General features: G+C 60.5%; 12 protein-coding genes. 9 read left to right on the top strand and 3 right to left on the bottom strand.

Annotated elements, in window-relative coordinates; all coding sequences use genetic code 11:
* Nucleotides 1-446: 446 nt before the first annotated feature.
* Entirely contained in the window at nt 447-1,184 is a 738-nt protein-coding gene (locus HGK27_RS27540; RefSeq protein WP_206243997.1) for a GntR family transcriptional regulator, read from the bottom strand.
* Between the two features lie 600 nt (nt 1,185-1,784).
* Here HGK27_RS27540 and HGK27_RS27535 point away from each other — a divergent pair.
* From HGK27_RS27535 to HGK27_RS27500, 8 genes are all read left to right on the top strand, one after another.
* Nucleotides 1,785-3,875 (top strand): TonB-dependent receptor, encoded by a 2,091-nt coding sequence (locus HGK27_RS27535; protein WP_206243996.1) that lies wholly within the window; start codon nt 1,785-1,787, stop codon nt 3,873-3,875.
* A 158-nt stretch (nt 3,876-4,033) separates the two neighbouring features.
* On the top strand, nt 4,034-4,957 hold the full coding sequence (locus HGK27_RS27530) for a DUF7916 family protein (protein WP_206245589.1): 924 nt from the start codon (nt 4,034-4,036) through the stop codon (nt 4,955-4,957).
* 19 nt (nt 4,958-4,976) lie between these two features.
* Nucleotides 4,977-6,569 carry a copper homeostasis protein CutC gene (locus HGK27_RS27525; RefSeq protein WP_206243995.1) on the top strand — a complete coding sequence of 531 codons (1,593 nt, stop codon included), beginning with the start codon at nt 4,977-4,979 and terminating at the stop codon, nt 6,567-6,569.
* A 7-nt stretch (nt 6,570-6,576) separates the two neighbouring features.
* Nucleotides 6,577-7,650: an SIS domain-containing protein gene (locus HGK27_RS27520; RefSeq protein WP_206243994.1), complete on the top strand. Its 1,074-nt coding sequence runs from the start codon at nt 6,577-6,579 to the stop codon at nt 7,648-7,650.
* Nucleotides 7,651-7,911, top strand: coding sequence for a hypothetical protein (locus tag HGK27_RS27515; protein WP_206243993.1), 261 nt, complete (start codon nt 7,651-7,653; stop codon nt 7,909-7,911).
* Nucleotides 7,912-8,064: 153 nt separating this feature from the next.
* On the top strand, nt 8,065-10,596 hold the full coding sequence (ptsP, locus tag HGK27_RS27510) for a phosphoenolpyruvate--protein phosphotransferase (RefSeq protein WP_206243992.1): 2,532 nt from the start codon (nt 8,065-8,067) through the stop codon (nt 10,594-10,596).
* A 10-nt stretch (nt 10,597-10,606) separates the two neighbouring features.
* On the top strand, nt 10,607-12,367 hold the full coding sequence (nagE, locus tag HGK27_RS27505) for an N-acetylglucosamine-specific PTS transporter subunit IIBC (protein WP_206243991.1): 1,761 nt from the start codon (nt 10,607-10,609) through the stop codon (nt 12,365-12,367).
* Nucleotides 12,368-12,938: 571 nt separating this feature from the next.
* A complete protein-coding gene (locus HGK27_RS27500) occupies nt 12,939-13,325 on the top strand; it encodes a UrcA family protein (RefSeq protein ID WP_206243990.1) in 387 nt (128 codons plus the stop codon).
* A gap of 571 nt (nt 13,326-13,896) precedes the next feature.
* On the opposite strand, the gene HGK27_RS27495 is transcribed toward HGK27_RS27500, so the two are convergent.
* Nucleotides 13,897-14,163, bottom strand: a complete 267-nt coding sequence (locus HGK27_RS27495; protein WP_206243989.1) for a PsiF family protein — start codon at nt 14,161-14,163, stop codon at nt 13,897-13,899.
* A 790-nt stretch (nt 14,164-14,953) separates the two neighbouring features.
* On the opposite strand from HGK27_RS27495, the gene HGK27_RS27490 reads away from it, so the two are divergent.
* Nucleotides 14,954-16,099, top strand: coding sequence for a glutathionylspermidine synthase family protein (locus HGK27_RS27490; protein WP_206243988.1), 1,146 nt, complete (start codon nt 14,954-14,956; stop codon nt 16,097-16,099).
* 153 nt (nt 16,100-16,252) lie between these two features.
* On the opposite strand, the gene HGK27_RS27485 is transcribed toward HGK27_RS27490, so the two are convergent.
* Entirely contained in the window at nt 16,253-19,246 is a 2,994-nt protein-coding gene (locus HGK27_RS27485) for a TonB-dependent receptor plug domain-containing protein (RefSeq protein WP_206243987.1), read from the bottom strand.
* Nucleotides 19,247-19,442: the final 196 nt, after the last annotated feature.

Here is a 19,442-nt window from a genome sequence, read left to right as displayed (position 1 = left end):
GCCTGCACACCCCCGGATTGACCATCGAGGTTCTGCCAAGCTGAAAAAACGATGGTGCTATCGGCAAAGAATAGTCGGAAAGAATTGTGTCGTCAGGCTCTTTGGTGGGGTCTATCCCGTGCCCCCTATTATCGACGCAAGAGCATCGGCACGTAGCTTAAACGAAAAGTGGAAACCGGGTCCCGTCTGCGCGCTGGCGGTTAATGACACCGCGGTCACCATCCTCAACGAACTGCCGGCCAAAGCCTATCTGAGCCAGCGCCTGGTCGCTTGCTCCTTTACCCCGGCCCTGGATCATCTCACAACAGATTATACCGCGGGTTCACCAACCGCAGCATTTTAAATTACGGATAGGGAATATGCCAAAATCGCCAGAAAATGCTCGCGACTATTTTTCTGTGCTTCCTACAATTCAAAATCAAAACTGATAAATATCAAAACCGCAATCAGCGCTGCAATTCTACCACAAATTCATAATGCTCATTGACGCAATATGTTGTCGTCAACTCGACCGGCTCATCATTTGTCGTATAGCTCAGGCGGATAACGAGACCAAGTGGCGAGCCGATCGGCACCGCCAGCAAATCAGCCAATTTTTCGTCGGCAATAGCAGCCTTGTGCCGCTGTGTTGCGCGCAAAACCGGTTTGCCAATTTTATCAAGGTAGTCGTACAATGAGCCGCGCACAGCGTCGGGTGTTGGCAACAGCCCCCCGGGCAAGGTGGCATAGTCCAGCGAAATCGGAGTCGTATCGGCCTTTCTCAGTCGCGCGATGCACGCAACCATATCCTGAGATGAGACATTCAGAGCCACCGTCTCTTCGTCGGTGGGGCGCCGCTTCTCAAAGAGAATCAGCTCACTTTGCGGTTCGATCCCGGTCGGGCGCACCATGTCGCTGAACGTGTGAAGCTTCGACAAGGGCTGCTGAAAGCGCGGTGCGATGAACGTCCCCACGCCAGCGTCCTTTCTCACCAACCCCTGCTCCGCCAGCAATTTGATGGCACGGCGCGCCGTAACTCGAGAGATGCTCAGCGCATCCACCAGGGTCCGCTCCGATGGCAACGCCTCTCCTGCCGTCCAGCGACCCGATTCGATTGCATCACTGAGCTTGCGGGCGAGCTGCATATACATCGGGGTGGCATCAAATTCATCGAGGCGCAGCGCGCTGATACGTTCATCCAGCATCAAATCATCCAACGGCGTTGAGCCGGATGTATACCATTTCGCTGCCTGAGCGGAAAGAGCGGAAATTCGCAGGAAAATGCGAGCCTTCTGGTATCTTACTGGATCCCTAACGGGACTCAACCAGTGTTGTTAATTTATGACTCCGAGAGCCACTCAATCACTAATTTCAACCTGATCTCAACGCCCAAATGTTCACCAGAACTTTTGGGATTTGAAATTATGTAATTGTATTATATGTATTTTCTTTTAAATTTCACACATGACGTTCAGGCTGCCACCCTCGCCACCCCAACCCGCCAAGCCAAAAAAGCGATTTCGGCACATTGACAGGCAAGTGCCGACGTGTACCTTTACTGGCATTCAACTGGCATTCTCAAGGTAGCCAACCGGTTGAAGCGATAACATGAACATTAGACGCGCCAGATCATGGCCCGGGGGGTTATCATGAGGAAGACAAGGTTGCTTACCACCAGTGCGACTGCTGCAGCGATCATGCTGGCAGCCCCCAATGTTTCTCTGGCACAAACAACGGGCGAAACGTCCCAGCGCGTGGATCCCGCCACCGCCGAGAAAAGCAGAGAGGGCGTTGGAGACATCGTCGTGACCGCGACCCGCCGCTCCGAATCCGCCCAAAAGACGCCCGTCACCTTGACGCCGATCAGCGGCCAGGCGCTGCAACAAGCCGGGATCAACGGCGTAACCGATCTTACTGGCGCCGTCCCCAGCCTGACCGTCGACCATAACGGCATGATCTTTCTGCGCGGTATCGGCAGCACTGACACACGCGAGGAAGGCGATCCCACCGTTGCCGCCTATATGGATGGCGTCTATCTGGCACCCTACTGGTCCGAGCGCGCGTTGGGCTTTTTCGACATAGACCGCGTCGAGGTTCTGGCCGGTCCGCAAGGAACACTGTTCGGCCGCAATTCCACCGCTGGCGCCATCAACACGATCACCAAGGCACCGCAACTGGGCGTAACGGGCGGCGACCTGTCCGTATCCGGCGGCAATTACAATGCGTTGCAGACGACGGGCGCGGTCAACATCCCCCTCGGCGACAAGCTGGCCGTGCGCCTCGCTTTCCAGACCGACAACCACGACAATTACAACCCCTCGCGCGAAAACCCCAGCGTGGGCCTGAACAATGCCGATACCAAGGCCGTCCGCCTCTCTGTCAAATGGGCGCCGACCGACAGATTGACCGTGGTCTTGCGCGGTGACTATGAAAAGGACAATTCTGTCCCGGGCAACTTCGGCACCGGCTACACCACCAACGGCCACCCCACGGATTTCAAATCCGATATTGCGTTCACGCCGTCGAACAACAGCCATTACAGCGGCGTTTCACTTCAGGCCGACTGGAGCGTCGGCCCCGGCAAGCTGACCGCGCTGGCCTCGAACCGCCAGTCTGACTTCAAATACATCACCGCTTACCAGATCCTCAACTCCACGCCCTTCAAGCAGTATATCAATGGCAATGTTCAACAGTATGAGCTGCGCTATGCCGGAGACGTAGGCCGGTTGAAATATCTGGTCGGCCTGTTCTACTTCCACGAAAACCTCAACCCGGTCGACGCCTCTTTCCCGAGTGTATTCACCTTCTCGACGCCAGCGAATGCCGGGCTCAACTCCTATGAATTCATCGAGAAAGAAAGCTCGAAAGCCGCTTACGGCCAGCTGACCTATGCCGTCACCGACAGGCTGCGCCTGACCGGCGGCCTGCGCTATTCCGACGACAACAAATTCCGCACCGGCCAGGGCGGCGAGATCTTCTTCCCGGCGGGCGCCTATACCGTCAACAACGGTATTTTCCCGGCCAATCCGATCATCTACACAGGGCCCTACTCTGGTACCCCGGTGGCGGGCATCCCCAATTACGCCAACATCACCGCCAAAAAGACCGACTGGAAAGCCGGTCTGGAATATGATGTCGCGCGGGACTCGATGATCTATGCCAACATCAGCACCGGCTTCAAGGATGGCGGCTATAATGACGCCATCACCCCGAACCAGAACCAGACCTACGCGCCCGAAAAAATCATCGAGTATGAAATCGGCAGCAAGAACCAGTTCTTCGACCATCGCCTTCAGGTCAACGCTGACGTTTTCTTCTACAATTACACCCAGTTGCAAGTCACCGGCGTGCAGGACATTCCCAATGCAGCGCCTCAGGCGATCACCTTCAACTCGGGCCGCGCCACGTCGCTGGGGGCGGATCTGTCCATCATCGCCAAGCCGACCCGGCGCGATCGCATCGAGGCCTCGATCGGCTGGCTGCATGCCAAATATGTCAATTTCTACCTGCCGCTCGGCGATGCCTATCACACCGGCCCTGCCGATTACTCGGGCAATCCGTTGCAGGCAGCCGCGCCCTATACATTGTCGTTCGTCTACTCCCATGATTTCGACGTGGCGCAGGGCAAAATAACGCCGCGTGTCAATGTTCACGTCGTCGGCCACCAGAGCATGAACTACACCGACTTCGCCATTGCCCAACAGTCGGCCTATTCCAGAACGGACCTCAGCCTCACCTACAGCCCGAACGGCGCCAAATGGTGGTTGCAGGCCTATGTGCGCAATCTCGAAAACCGGGTTGTCTACAGCTATGTGCAGCCCAATTCACCAACCGCCGCAGGCTACTCGCTGCAAGACCCACGGACTTACGGCGCGACCTTGCACTACAGCTTCTGATCTCCTTCCCACAGGGCCTGATCTTTTGCTTCAGGCCTGATACCGGCCACTCGATGATTGACTTCCCGTCATCGAGTGGCCTCTCCCGCATCCGGCCTCTGCCAGATGCCTTAATAGTTCAAAGGCGACCAATGACAGTCATGGCCCGGCACAAGCCGATCAAACGTTTCCTCGATTGCGCGGCGTCGGATTTTTTCGCCATGGACCGCGCCGAGATCCTGTGTGCGCTCAAATCCAGCGAAGGGCGCATTGTCGTAAGCGAAAGCATCGTTTCGGTGCAGCCGCTGCTGGGCGACATCACCAATGCCGAACTCGCGGCGAGCCACGGCGCCGATATCCTGCTGCTGAACCGTTTTGACGTCGACAGCCCTTCGATCATGGGCATTCCAGGCTGGATCCCGCCTCAGGAGCATCTGCGCATGCTCCAGACCTATACCGGCCGCCTGATCGGGGTAAATCTGGAAGCTGTCGACCCGGCCCATGATACGCAAACCGACGAATTCTGGGCGGTCAACCCGGGCCAACTGGCAACGGCGGCCAATGTCGACAAGGCCGCAAGCCTGGGCGCGACCTTTGTCGTGGTGACCGGCAATCCGGGCAACGGGGTCAGCAATGACGCCATCAAGGCCAGCCTGCGCGACATCCGCAGCAACTGCAAAAGCGATGTCATCCTGATCACCGGGAAGATGCACTCCTCCGGCATCGTGGCCGAGGGCGGCAAATCGATCCTGTCGGCTGAGGAGGTCGGCGACTTCGTCGATAATGGCGCAGACATCATTCTGATCCCCGGCCCCGGCACCGTCCCCGGCATGACGGTCGAGCGCGCCAGCGCCCTGATCGAGGCCGCCCACCAGCACGGCGCCATGGCCATGACCGCCATCGGCACCTCGCAGGAAGGCGCCAACATCGAAACCATCCGCCAGATCGCGCTGATGAGCAAGATGGCCGGCGCCGACCTGCATCACATTGGCGATACGGGTTATGTCGGATCGGCCATTCCGGAAAACATCACCGCCTACAGCATCGCGATCCGCGGCATCCGCCACACCTATACGCGCATGGCCCGCTCGGTGTTGCGATGACCGAAGGAGCGTGAACGTCATGGATCGATCCCAGTTCATCATCGTCACCGACCTCGACGGCACATTGCTCGATCGCGACCATACGGTATCGCCCTATTCCGCATCGGTCCTGCGGGCGGCGGAGGCGGCAGGCCATACGCTGGTCTTCGCATCGGGGCGCCATGCTTGCGATATCAAGGGTATAGTCGCCAGCCTCGGCATCGATGCCTATGTCGTTTCGGCCAATGGCGCCTCGCTTCACCATCCCCTTGACCACCCCATTGCAACAGCGACCATCAACCCTGCCGTTGTGGCCCGCATCCACGCGCTGGGCGTGCCGGAGGGCGTGTCCGTGGGCGTGTTCACGGCGGACACATGGCTGACCCGCTATCCCGAAGAGCGCCTGATGCAATACCACCGGATCTCCGGTTTCGGCTATGAGGTGGCCGATCTGGCGCAGCACTGCGATCATGTCAGCAAGGTGGAATTCAACGGTGACAGTGCCGTTCTGGCGAAGCTTGCGCAGCAGATCCAGGCCGAATTCGGCGATGCCGTGTCCATGACCTATTCCTTGCCGACATGCCTTGAGATCATCCCTCCGGGCATCTCCAAGGGGGTGGCGCTGACCCGGGTGATGGAGCTGCTGGGCGCCACGCCAGAGCAGGTCATCGCCTTTGGCGACAATCTGAACGACATTGCCATGCTGACCGTCGCCGGTCAGCCCTTTGTGATGGCCAATGGCCACCCCGATGTCCTCAGGCAGGTGCCGGGCGCGGTGCAGATCGGCTTCAACCATCAGCATGCCGTCGCCAGAACCATCCAGTCCATCGTGATGCCTCACATCCGCGAGCATGGCCCGCTTGTCGAACTGGCGGTCGATACGCAGGCGGGTCTGGCCATCGGTCAGGCGGCGGCGGTGGACCGCATCGAGCTTTGCAGCGCGCTCGACCTCGGCGGCCTGACACCCAGCGCCGGGTTGATGTATCTGGCGTCCGGTTGCGGCGTGCCCGTGCGGGCCATGATCCGGCCAAGGCCCGGCGATTTCGTCTGGACCGCCGGGGATATCCGCCAGATGGAACGCGATATCGCGGCCGTCGCCAAGGCGGGTCTTGCCGGTGTTGTCGTGGGGGCCAACCGCCCCGATGGCACGCTCGATATCGCGGCGCTCGGCACGCTGATCGGTCAGGCCAAGGCCTTCGGCCTCGAGGTCGCCTTGCACAGATGCTTCGATCTGACGCCCGATCTTGCCGAGGCCTTGGAAACCGCGATTGCCCTTGGCGTGCAGACGATCCTGACCAGCGGAGGCCAGACATCGGCCTTGGCAGGGGCGGCGCAGATCCGCGATCTGGTCGCGCAAGCGGGGGACCGCGTGGAAATTCTGGCGGGCGGAGGCGTCCGATCCGACACTGTGGCAGCGCTGCTGGCCGAGACGGGCGTGCGGGCCATCCATGCCGCCTGCGGGACGGGCGCAGAGTCGCATGACGCCAAGGCGATTGCGCTGGGCTATGTCACGGGGCGCGAACGCACGACCTCTGCCGCTGTTCTGGCAGAGCTGCAGCTTGCCCTTTTCAACGTCGCCGTCGAACGCGGTTCGACCGGGGGCAGCAGCACAGATCTCAACGATATTGCCTGAGGATATCATGCCCCATTCATCCACCCTATCGACGACGCCCGATGCCATCGATCCAGACACGACACTGATGTTCAGGGAAGCATCCGAGGGTGCCGACACGGTCCGCCGCTTCCTCCATCGCAACCGCTCCGCACTCATTGCGCTGGGCGAGCATCTGCGCGCCCATCCGCCAGCCTCGGTCACCACATGCGCGCGCGGCTCATCGGATCACGCGGCGACCTATGGCAAATATCTCATCGAGACGATGCTGGGCATCCCAACCTCGTCAGCCGCGCTGTCCGTGTTCTCGCTTTACGACGCGCCGGTCGTGGCAGCGGGCTCGCTGTGCCTTGCCATTTCGCAATCAGGTCGCTCGCCCGACCTTCTCGCGGCGGTGGTCGCGCACAAACGCGCCGGGGCCCATGTGATCGCCTTGGTCAATGACGAGACCAGCCCTCTGGCCGCATTGGCGGACACGTTGCTGCCGCTGGAAGCCGGGGCCGAACGGTCGGTTGCGGCCACAAAGTCCTATATCGCCTCGCTGGCCGGGCTGGCCGCCATCGTTGCTGCCTGGACGCGTGACGAGGCGCTGAATACAGCACTGGACCTGCTGCCCGATCAGCTTGAGCAGGCTTTCGCGCTCGACTGGACGCCCGCCCTGCCGGTGCTGGCCGAAGCCAGGAACCTGTTCGTCATCGGTCGTGGATACGGGCTGGCCGTCGCGCAGGAAGCGGCGCTCAAGTTCAAGGAAACTTGCGCCCTGCACGCCGAGGGTTTTTCCTCGGCTGAGGTGCGTCATGGCCCCATGGCCATCGTCGGCCCCGGATTTCCGGTGCTGGCGCTGGCCACCGGCGGCACCGCTGGCGACAGCGTGCGCGCGGTAGCCAGTGAATTTGCCGAAAGGGGCGCGACCGTGTTGCTGGCCGATGCGGCAGGGCCGCTGGAGGGCACGCTGCATTGCCCCAGCCTGCCGACCGTGCCCGCACTGGAGCCCATTCTGCTGATCCAGAGCTTCTACCGGCTGGCCAATGCGCTGTCTGTCACGCGGGGGCTCGATCCCGACAGCCCGCCGCATCTCAACAAGGTGACGAGGACCGTTTGAATGATAAGCTCCTTCATCAATGCGCGGATCGTGACGCCGGACGGGATCGTAGCGGGCACGCTGACCTGCGACGGCGCGACCATCACCGACATTCACGCCGGCTCTGCCCCCGCAGGGTTGAGTGGCGACATTGTGGATGTCGACAATGACTATCTGTTGCCCGGCTTCATCGACACGCAGGTCAAAACATCTTTCATCGGCGGCCTGGCGATGCTGCCGGACATGTCTGGTGACGCCGATCAGCCATATAGTCCAGCTTGAAAATACCAGTTGCATACCGGAAATTCCCGGAATACAACTGGACTTATAGCGCCAGAGAGCACGCTTGCTGACATCGCGGCACCACAGCCGTTGCGACCAACATCGCGTGAAAGCGCCGATCCCCAAAAAAAGCTCAAACAGGGACACGTTCGCATGCCGTCAACTTTGATATCGGCGCCGATCAAGGGGTGGGTCATCCCTCTTGCCCAGGTGCCGGACTCGGTCTTCGCGGAAAAGATGCTGGGCGACGGCGTCGCCATCGACCCCCTGGACAATGTTCTGTGCGCGCCCTGCGATGCGACCGTCATGACTGTTCACCACGCGCGTCACGCCATCACGCTGGCGATGGCCGATGGCGCCGAAATGCTCATGCACATCGGTTTGGATACGGTTGGTCTGGGCGGTGTCGGTTTTGAGGTGCTGGTGCAGGCCGGGCAATCGGTGGTGAGCGGCCAGCCGCTCATCCGGTTCGACATGGATCGGGTCGCGCAAGGTGCCAGAAGCCTGCTGACCCCGATCATCATGACCCAGCCGGACAGGTTCGTCGTGACCGCGCAGGTTGAAGACCGGGAGGTCAACACCGGTGACACGATCTTCGCCATCGAGGACCGATCGGCGCCCATGGCCGAAGCCGACATGACGATCCGGCCTGCCGATGTTGCAGCGCGGTCCATCGAGGTTCCCCTGCCCCATGGCCTACATGCGCGCCCGGCGGCGCGTGTCGCACAGCTTGCGGGCCAGTTTTCGGCGGACATCGCCCTATCGGACGGATCACGCAGCGTTTCAGCCAAAAGCGCGGTATCGATCCTGTCGCTGGGCGTGCGCCACGGGCAGAGGATCGAGATCAGGGCTGAAGGAGCGGATGCCGTCGCCGCAGCCGATGCCATCGCCGATCTGATCGAAGGCGGCATGGGCGAAGGCGCTCTGCCGGCGCAACCGATGCAGGCGCCAAAGCCGGCGCCCGCTCCCGCCCCCATGCCCCGTCAGCAAGCCGATCCCGATGACATGCAGGGGGTCAAGGCCGCCCCGGGTCTGGCCATTGGCAGAGCCTATCGGCTGGTTAGTCAGGCCATCGAGGTCCCGGAGCAGGGCGAAGGCGCGGCTCACGAACGCCAGGCGCTCGACGATGCCATCGCCTCGATCCGCACGCGGTTTGAAACGGACGCCGCTCAAGCCGGATCTGTGCGGCAGGGCATCATTCTGGCGCATCTCAGCTTTCTGAACGATCCCGAACTGCTCCGCGCCGCGCAGGAACAGATCGGAGGGGGCAAGAGCGCAGGCTTTGCCTGGCGGCATGCCGTGCAGGACTATATCGACCTGCTCGGCGCCACCGGGGATCAGCGCATGGCTGAACGCGTCGATGACCTGATCGATCTGCAAAATCTGGTGATCGGCGCCCTCTATGGCACCGGCGAAGACCAACAGGACCTGCCCCCCGACGCGATCCTTGTTGCGGACGAACTGCTTCCCTCGCAGTTGATGGCGATCGAACAGGGCGCGATTGCCGCACTATGCCTCGCCCGGGGCGGGCCGACCTCTCATGTGGCCATTCTGGCCGCAGCGCGCGGCTTGCCGATGATCGTCGCACTGGGCGCGGATCTTCTGGCCATCGCCGATGGCACGCCCATGATTGTCGACGCGGATGCGGCAAGACTGCGGGTCAAACCCGACCGGGACGTGCTGGAAGCAGCACAGGCCGAGGTGATCGACCGCGCCGCCCGGCGTCAGGCAGCATTGGCCTCGGCGGCCCTGCCGGGCGCCCTGTCCGACGGCACGCGCATTGAAGTTTTCGCCAATGTCGGCTCGCTCAAGGACGCCGAACTGGCCGCGCAGAACGGTGCGGAAGGCTGCGGCCTGCTGCGCACCGAATTCCTGTTCCTCGAACGCGACACGCCGCCCACCGAGGACGAGCAGGCCGCCGACTATCAGGCGGTCGTCACCGCGCTTTCGGGGCGCCCGGTCATCATCCGCACGCTCGATGTCGGCGGGGACAAGACCGCATCCTACCTGCCCATTCCGCCTGAGGACAATCCGGCTTTGGGCCTGCGCGGTGTGCGGGTCAGCCTGTGGCGTCCCGAGCTGTTGAAAACGCAGCTGCGCGCCATCTTGCGCACGCATCCGCTGGGAGCGTGCAAGATCATGATCCCCATGGTGGCCAGCCTGTCCGACATCACGGCGGTCAAGGCGCTGCTGGTCGAGGCGGCGGGTGAACTGGGCATCACCGAGCCGGTCGAGCTGGGCGTTATGGTCGAGACGCCCGCCGCCGCAATCACGGCGGATCTGCTGGCAACGCAGGCCGATTTCCTGTCGATCGGCACGAATGACCTCACCCAATATGCCTTGGCTATCGATCGGGGAAATCCGGCGCTCGCAGCGCAACTGGATTCGCTGCATCCCGCTGTTTTGCGGTTGATCGGGCAGACCTGCGATGGCGCCGCGCAACAGGGCAAATGGGTCGGTGTGTGCGGCAGCCTCGCCTCCGAAGCCCTTGCGGCGCCAATCCTCGTCGGGCTGGGCGTCACTGAATTGTCCTGCGCGCCAACCGCCGTTCCCGACGTCAAGGCAGCGCTCAGGCGCTTCACCCTGGCCGACTGTCGGGCCATGGCAGCGCAGGCTTTGACCTGTCCCTCACCGGAAGAGGTCAGGAAGCTGGCCAGCGCACATTCGATGACCAACCGCTCATAAGGTTCGCGCCATGAAACTTTCCCTTGATGTTTTTCAGCCGCTTGGGCGGACCTTGATGCTGCCGATCGCGGTCCTGCCGATCGCCGGTTTGATCCTGCGTCTGGGCCAGCCCGATCTGCTCAACATTCCGTTTTTCGCGGCCTCGGGCAACGCCATCTTTGCCAATCTGGGCCTGCTCTTCGCGGTGGGCGTGGCCATCGGCTTTGCCAAAAACAACAATGGAACGGCCGGGCTTGGCGGCGCCATCTGCTACCTCGTGCTGACCAACGGGGCGCAGGCCTTGCTGGTCTTGCCGCCAGAGATCAGGGCCGTCACCGATCCGCATATCGCGGAGCTGGCGGCGGCGGCGTACCGGATGCAGGCCATCGGCAAGCTGTCGGTGCCTTTCGGGATTATATCGGGCTTGCTCTGCGGGTCGTTCTACAATCGGTTTTCCACGGTCAGCCTGCCGGAATATCTGGGCTTTTTCGCAGGCAATCGCCTGATCCCGATCATGAGCGCGGGCGCGGGCCTCGTGCTGGCGGGGATTCTCGGCACAGGCTATGGCTGGATCAACGGCGGCATGGATGCGCTGAGCCGGGTCATTCTGCACTCCGGCAATATCGGCCTGTTCGCTTATGGTTTCCTCAACAAGATCCTGATCATCACCGGGCTGCATCACGTCATCAACAATCTGGCCTGGTTCGTTGTGGGTGACTATCATGGGGTCACGGGCGACCTGCGTCGCTTTTTCGCCGGGGACCCCAGCGCGGGCGGGTTCATGGCAGGCTACTTCCCGGTGTTCATGTTCGGGCTCCCGGCGGCGTGTCTGGCCATGTATCATGCCGCCCTGCCCGAACGCCGCAAAGAGGTCAGCGGCATGTTGGCCTCGGTGGGCCTGACGGCTTTCCTCACCGGCATCACCGAACCGGTCGAGTTCCTGTTCATGTTTCTGGCGCCACGGCTCTATCTGCTGCATGCCCTGCTCACCGGCGCGGCCATGGTGGTCATGAACATGCTGGACGTGAAGCTTGGCTTCGGTTTTTCAGCGGGCGTTTTCGACTACGCCCTCAATTTCGACAAGGCGACAAACCCGCTGATGCTCTTGCCTGTCGGAGCAGCCTATGCGCTGGTCTATTACGGCGTCTTCAGCCTCTTTATCCGCCGCTATGATCTGAAAACACCCGGTCGTGAGCCGCTGCCCGCGCAAGACGGGGCGCCACAGGCCACGGCAGGCAATCGCGCGCAGGATTTCATCGCCGCGCTCGGCGGCCCCGCAAATCTGATCTCCATCGATGCCTGCCTGACCCGGCTGCGGCTGGACGTCGTCGATCAGGCGATCGTCGATGAAGCGGCTCTGCGCAAGCTTGGGGCCAAAGGCCTGGTACGCCCATCGGCGCATGCCTTGCAGGTCGTCATTGGCCAAGTCGCCGATCAGGTCGCCCGCGAGATGCGCAGCACCCAACCGCTGGCTGCTCAGCCCGGTGGTCCCACGGCGCCCGCCGGGCGCGAAACGCAGCCGGTGGCGACAGCGGCTATCGATCCGCGCTTTGCATCTCTCGCCAATGTGCTCGGCGGCGTGGCCAATATTCTCGATATTCGCCAAGTCGCGGACCGGATCCGGCTGGAACTGGTGGATGTCGGCGCGCTGGATCGGAAGCGTCTGGAGGGCATGGGATCACGCGGCGTCAGCCTTGTGAGAGAGAATACGGTCCACATCTTGCTGGGCGATCAATCGGAAGGCGCAATAAACGCCATACGGTCAGGACTTCGTATATCTGAAAAGGTTTAGAAGATCTGTATCCGTCCAGAGAAACACACCGAATGGAACAATTCCTCCATCTTCAGGATCGTGAGATTGACTTCTACCGAGATTTTTCTGTTCCACAAAGGTCTTGCATCCGGCCTTCGTGATACGAACCACCAATATAAGAGACGCGAAATTATTGGCCGCAAACCAACGGTGAACGACCGGCAACTATCAGAATGTGAAGCAAGCGATCGCCACAACAGCTTTGCCAGCAGGTTACGACCGAAAGGTTGGAAGGGCCAGAACGGCAGATGTGCCAGCATAAGCTGACATTGCCGGCACCGTATCGCCACGGCGTATGTTCGTCAGGAGGCGGCTTCCCGGCCCGACTTTGGCCAGCGCCATGATCAACACTCGCGGCATCACTCCCAACAATTGGCGCAATTCGCTAAATTAAGTTGGGATTAATTCCATCGTCAGCTCGATGAAAGCTTTTCCCGAGAACAGAAATGGCGGATTTCTGGGACTTTTCGAAAACTGGCACGCCCTCTGCAATCACTCAGGCATCGCTGCTCCAAACAGTTTGGACGGCATAAGCAGAGGAAACCAAACCATGTTCAACACCATTCGCACCGCCGCCCCCCGCTTCCTCGCCGCCGCTGCGGCCAGCAGCGCCGTGGTCGCAACCTTCGCCCTGGGCATGGCTCCGATGGCCGCCCATGCCGCCACGGCACCCGACACCACCGTCTTCGCCCCCCAGGCACCTGTCGAGATCAATGACAATGGCGCGCCCAGCCTGCGCGTCTCCTATGCCGATCTGGACCTGAGCAACGCCGCCGACCGCAACGAGATGAACCGCCGCGTTACCCATGCTGCCACACGAGTCTGCGCCCCGCTGCGCGGCAGCACCATGGACGTCGAGCGCTCAATCGCCTATCAGAACTGCCGCGCCGATGCGATTTCCCAGGCGGTGGCGCGGATCGAAAACTCCGCAGACTGAACCACTCCGTGATGGAGGGAGGCGAAGCCTCTGTGCGCCCCCTCCATCAGAGCAGACAATCCACACAGAGCGAATCGATGCACCAAAGTCTGCAAGACCTTGCCCCGTAAAGGCCATGGCGGCTTTCCGCTTATTCGTAAAATTAGAGACGAAGCGGCATCTTCACCATACCCATTCTGGTGCGCCACCCTAACTACAGTCGCGCAACAGCACCGATAGGCGCAAATCCGCCATTCGGCGACCCACGCCCCCTCAAAAAAGCTACTCTTCATTCATGTTCCATGCGACGGTGATGGGATATCCGATCTGGTTTCCGCATAACCTTGACCAGCCTCTTTTGGGTGTAGCCAAACGAGACCACACCTCTGCGCACTGTCGCCGGAAAAAGATCGCCCGCTATTCTTCTTTAGTGTTGGAACCTGCCTTGCCAGCCCCACGACATCAGGAACACTTTGGATTGATCGCAAGCCAAGGAGCAGGCTTGAGGATCTTGGCGGTGGATATCCGGCAGCCAGCTTGTGCTGACCGCCGGAGGTGCCGATTTATAAAATCGTCAATATATCCAGCCCTGTCAGGCCTTCTTGCAATGAGACATAAAACTCTTGCGAGCCTTGCCATGAACATTCTTCGCATCGGCCTGCTTGGAACAGTCGATGGATTTTGCGGTACGAGGGGCCTGCCCCTTCACGGCAACGGACGCCGGCTTGGCTGGAACAGCGGGTTTAACTGCGGGTGCAGTCGCTTTGGGAGAAGGTTTTGCAGGAGACGGCGCCTGCGCCATAACCGGGGTAGACAACAAAGCGGCAGCGACTGCCAGCAAGGTCAATTTGGTCTTCATGCCTATACCTCCTCCAGAGATTGTCGTAGCGACCTGCGTTAGCTTACCCTCCAGCATAAAAAAGGTATAGGCCCTGCTATCGGGTCACTTTGCCGAATTTAGCGCAGTGACAGGGGATTTCTTCCAAGCCCCCCCTTTCCCACCAACAAAGCCGCCCTTTCTGCTCAAAATCATGCTCTCCAAAAGCCGTCATCCGTTCATGCTGAGCGAGAAGCAGGCCAGTATGAGTTGCCAATGCGAAGGCTGGCAGGTTTTTGAACGAGATGACGCAACTGTTCGATAGATTATATGATCTATCGAGCCCTTGACGCGAATTGCCGCGATTTTTTCTCGACCCAGGCAATATATAAAAACTATAAATTTCTGGACATTTCCCCAGGAGCGATCCTATGCATTCTCCATAAGACAGCTTCGGGGGTAGAATGCCTAAAGTTATTGATATCAGTGCAATGTCTGCCCTGCTCGGCCTATCGTCTGCGATGCTTTCCGGCTGTCACGATGCCTCGGCAGAGCAACGCAATTGGGCGGTTTGTGTCGACACCCAAGGGCGGAGAACCGCAGATTCTCAATGCCAGCAAACCAACGGATCTGCCGGAGCCCATGGCAGTTGGGCCTATTACGGCAGTGGACAGCGCGTTCCGCCAATCGGACAACAGGCGGAGGGGGCAAGCCACTCGCCCGTTCCCGTTGGCAATTACAGCACCGCTCCTGCTGAAGGCGTGGCACGTGGCGGATTTGGCGCTACCGGAGAGGGGCATGGCGGCGGCTCTGGCGGTGCAGGCGAATAATCATGCGCCGTGAAATCCTAACGCCTCGCGCGGACTGGCGTGAGAAGGTTGAGGCGCTCGGGCTCGTCTGGCATTCGGTAGGCAGCGCTCCCTACTGGAACGAAGCAGCCTGCTATCGCTTCGCCCCTCCCGAAATTGCCGTCATCGAGCAGGCCACCCGAGAACTCTACGGCATGTTCGTGGCCGCCGGGCATTATGTCGTCGAGCAGAAGCTCTTTGCCCGCTTTGGCATACCGGAATGGTGTTGGCCGCTGATCGAAGAGGCCTGGCATGCCGAACCGCCTGCGCTGAATTATGGCCGTTTCGATCTGGGTTATAACGGCAAGGAGCCGCCGAAGCTTTTCGAGTTTAACTGCGACACTCCTACCACGCTGATAGAGGCTTCCCTCGCTCAATGGTTCTGGAAAGAAGAGGTTTTTCCTCAGTTCGATCAGTTCAATGCCATCCATGAATGCCTGCTGGCCAAATGGCAGGAGATTGCCCCTTATCTCCCTGGCGGCAGTGTTCATTTCGCCCATGTCGCCGATGCCGGGGGAGAGGATACGCTGACCACGGCCTATATGATCGATCTGGCTCGCCAGGCGGGCCTGCAAACACATAGGCTGACCATGCGAGACATTGGTTGGCGAGACCTGCCTGATCATGCGGGAGAGTTTGTCGATCTTTCGGCTGAACCGATCCGCACACTGTACAAGCTCTATCCATGGGAATGGATGATCGCTGAGGAGTTTGGCCGCAATCTCCCACGTGACAGCAGGAAGACGCTCTGGATAGAACCCCTCTGGAAGATGATCTGGAGCAACAAGGCAATTCTTCCCATCCTGTGGGATCTGTTTCCGCGCCATCCTAACCTGCTGTGGGCGCGCGCCGATGCCCCTGCCTCGGACAGCTATGTCAAGAAGCCGATTCTGGCACGCGAGGGCGGGAACGTCACCGTGGTGCGTCACGGCAAGATCATCACGCAAACCGACGGGCCTTATACGGCAACCTCCATCTATCAGGACCTTTTCGACTTGCCCTGTTTCGACGGCGCTTGCCCAGTGGTCGGCAGTTGGTGTGTCGATGGCGAAGCAGCGGGTATGGGCATCCGCGAGGATGGCCTGATCACCGGCAACCTGGCCCGCTTTGTGCCCCATATCATCGATTGAGCTTGGGAGATGCGCTGACACTGGTCCTCGCAAAGGCCGCCTTAAAAAGCGATCCCACAATCATGACCCCAAATATTTTCGCGCGAACAATAAGAAACGGGCGGCATCCCAAGAATGCCGCCCGTCGCAATTCCTGTCTATTGCACCAACATATTACATCTTGAACGACACGCTGGCGCGATATTCACGTCCGATCAGCCCGGCATAATGCCAGGACGTCAGGAAGTTGGGCGCGCTGGCATAGGCCGCCGGAGCAATCGGCGCCTTCGCGTCGAGCACATTCTTGACCATCAGCGAGAACACACCGCCATTGCCGAACTTGAAGCTGGCCGTCAGATCGTTGTCGATAAACGGGCTGACATAGCAGAAGGCGTCGCCGGTGCCGTACAGGTTATGCGAGCAGTCGGTCGACAGGCTGCCCTGATCGGTGGCGACTTCCTTGATCCGCCCGACATAGCTGGTGGTCAGGCTGAGCGAGAAAGCATCGCCGAACTCCAGCGTGTTCTGCCAGTTGCCACGCAGGCGCGGCGAGCCATTGCCCGATGACAGGTCATAGGGGCCAAACGTGCCTGCATAGGACTGAATACCGGTCGAGGTATGCAGGTTCGAGGTCAGCAGATAGGTGCCCTCGATGCGGCTGGTCCACCGGATTTTGTCGGTCAGGCGCAGATTGGCGGTGGCAGACAGATCGATGCCCGAGGTCACCATATAATTCGCGTTCACATAGGGAACGTTGATGATCAGCGGGCGCGGCAGCTGGTTGGGATAGAGCGGATCGACAGCATCGGCGGTGTTGACCGAATAGCCAGGCCCCACCGCCGCCACGGCCGCCTTGGCGGCGTCCAGATTGGAGGAGGCGAAATAGGCGTTGACGGCCTGGCCGAAATCCGGACCGGTGACGATCAGGTTCGACTTCTTCACATTGTAGTAGTCGACAGTCAGGCTGAACCAGCGGACGGGCTGAACGATCGTGCCGAAGGTGAAGCTGCGCGAGGTCTCGGGCTTCAGATTGGGGTTGCCTGCCACGCCGCGGCCCAGACTATAGGTCGTGCTGTAGGGATTGCCGTTGGCCGAGCAGCCCCCCGTGGAGGTCGTCGTCCCGCCATGGGCCAGAATATAGGCGCAGGGCGGCGTGGTCGACACGAAGCCGGCGTATTGGCTGCGCGGACCGGATTCGGCAAAGGTCGGCGCGCGGAAGCCCTCCGAATAGGTGCCGCGCAGGGCAAAGGCCTTGGTCGGGGTGAACTTGAAGCCGAACTTGGGCGAGAAGTGGCTGAAGCCTTCCGAATAATGGTCGAAGCGGCCCGAAGCGTTCAACTCAAGCTGCTTGAACACCGGCGCATCCAGCTCGAAAAAGGCTGCCGACACGGTGTGTGAACCAAAGGCCGACGCCGTGGTCAGGTTGTAGGTGTCGAGCGCCACGTTCTGGTTGTTGTTTTCCAGCATTTCGTGGCGGACCTGCCCGCCGACAGCCAGCTGAAGATCGCCACCCGGCAGCGCGAACAGCTTGCGCGTCACCGAGGCATCAAGCGCATAGGTTTCCGAATGCGACGGCGTGGTCTTGTCCGGAGCCAGCGCCTGACGCACCGCATCGCTGTTGAGCGAAGGGTTGACGAAATTATACGAACCGGTGTTGATCGCCTGCGTCAGTGCCGCAATGTTCAGAAAACCATGCTGCACCAGCTTGAGCTTGTCGTAAGCGTAGACACCGTCAACGCGCCAATCCCAGGCGTCGGCGATCCGGCCATGGAGCCCGGCAGTGGCACGATAGACGTCGTTGGAGCGGTCGCTGCCCGATGCGATGTCGCCAAACATGTAATAGATGAGCGCGGCGCCCTGCGAAGGGTTGGCGGCATAGGCGGCGGCATAGGGGTTGTTGGGGTTGAGCGTGCGATTGGCCGCAGTCGCACAGTTCACGCCCGAGGCGCAAATGTAGACAGGCAGCACGATGCCGGGGTTCGACGAGGCCAGGCTGGGCGCGCCACCAAACGGCTGGGTGTTGCGGATGACCTGCGGCGTGCCCTGAATGCTCACATAGCTGTGACTGTAGCTGCCGGTGACATAGCCCTCGATCGTATCCGACACGCGGAAGCTGATGCGGCCATTGGCCGAGTAACGCTCCTGCAGCGGCTGGATCTGGCGATACTGGTTGACCAGATCGTATTTGCAGCCCGTGCCGTTTGAGGCTGTGAAGGTGCCGCTGGTGCAATTCCCCAGGCCCAGCGCGGTGTATTGCGCCGTGCTCGCAGCGGTGGTGCCGCTAAGCGGATTGTTGAGATCGGTCTGCGTGACGCGGGTCACATAGGCCGTCGGCGAGGCCGTGGTCATGCTCGAATCCGCGGTATTCTTGTCGATACCGCCGATGCTCGAAAGATCCGTCGTGTTGTACGGGAAGCCGCGGCTGGCGTTGGAAACGCGGCCGTCATGCTGATATTCGCCGTTCACATAGACGTTGAAGCCCTGGCTTTCATAGTCGCCATAGCCCGCTGTCAGGCTGAGACGCTGATGCGCGGCATCCCCGCGCGATGCCAGGCCGCCTTCAGCCTTGCCTTCGAGGCCGACGAAATGCTTCTTCAGCTTGATGTTGACCACGCCACCGATGGCATCGGCGCCATAGGTTGCCGAAGCGCCGTCCTTGAGCACTTCGATCTTGTCGACCAGACTGAAGGGGATGGAGTTGAGATCGACATAGGCGTTATGGCCATCGTCGTTGATCGGGAAGTTGGCCGAACGCAGCCCGTCGATCAGCACCAGCGTCGAGGAGACGCCCAGACCGCGCAGCGAAACCGCCGAACCGCCAGCCGAAAAGCCCGACTGGAAACCGGTGCCGATCGACCCTGCACCATCGGCCGAGATCGAGCGGATGGCGTCCGAAACATTGGAAATGCCAGCCTTGTTCAGATAGTCCGTCGTCAGCACTGTGACAGGCGACGGGGTTTCGGTGTTGGTGCGGCGGAACAGCGAGCCGGTCACGACGATGGTGTTGTCCTCCTTGGGCGCGATTGCAGGCGCCGTTGCGGGAGGAAGCGCAGCATCGCTTGCGGCGTGCTGCGCCGAGGCCGCGGTGGCGCAGACAAGCGTGGAAAGAGCGATGGCAGCAGCGCTGACGCGCAAACGCTGGCCACGCAGAGAGGTAGCGAAGTTCATGATACTTTATCCCCTTATGCTGCCGCCTGAAATGTTTGCCCCACACAGACAGCAGCCAATAGGAGACTATAGTTATGCGCCAAAGATGAGCGCAATATACCTCAATTGATTTGCATTAAGCCGCATATTTATGTTGCAATAATGTTACACGATCAAGCGGAAACGCTCGATATTGACAGTTTTCCTGAAAGATTTT

Source organism: Novosphingobium terrae, assembly GCF_017163935.1.
GTDB classification, from domain to species: domain Bacteria; phylum Pseudomonadota; class Alphaproteobacteria; order Sphingomonadales; family Sphingomonadaceae; genus Novosphingobium; species Novosphingobium terrae.
This window is presented reverse-complemented; position numbering and strand designations above follow the sequence as displayed.

Coding starts and splice junctions, on each gene's coding strand:
- HGK27_RS27540 (WP_206243997.1), bottom strand. CDS start 1,184: ATGCTGGATGAACGTATCAGCGCGCTGCGCCTCGATGAATTTGATGCC.
- HGK27_RS27520 (WP_206243994.1), top strand. CDS start 6,577: ATGCCCCATTCATCCACCCTATCGACGACGCCCGATGCCATCGATCCA.
- HGK27_RS27500 (WP_206243990.1), top strand. CDS start 12,939: ATGTTCAACACCATTCGCACCGCCGCCCCCCGCTTCCTCGCCGCCGCT.
- ptsP (WP_206243992.1), top strand. CDS start 8,065: ATGCCGTCAACTTTGATATCGGCGCCGATCAAGGGGTGGGTCATCCCT.
- HGK27_RS27490 (WP_206243988.1), top strand. CDS start 14,954: ATGCGCCGTGAAATCCTAACGCCTCGCGCGGACTGGCGTGAGAAGGTT.
- HGK27_RS27485 (WP_206243987.1), bottom strand. CDS start 19,246: ATGAACTTCGCTACCTCTCTGCGTGGCCAGCGTTTGCGCGTCAGCGCT.
- HGK27_RS27525 (WP_206243995.1), top strand. CDS start 4,977: ATGGATCGATCCCAGTTCATCATCGTCACCGACCTCGACGGCACATTG.
- HGK27_RS27495 (WP_206243989.1), bottom strand. CDS start 14,163: ATGAAGACCAAATTGACCTTGCTGGCAGTCGCTGCCGCTTTGTTGTCT.
- HGK27_RS27515 (WP_206243993.1), top strand. CDS start 7,651: ATGATAAGCTCCTTCATCAATGCGCGGATCGTGACGCCGGACGGGATC.
- nagE (WP_206243991.1), top strand. CDS start 10,607: ATGAAACTTTCCCTTGATGTTTTTCAGCCGCTTGGGCGGACCTTGATG.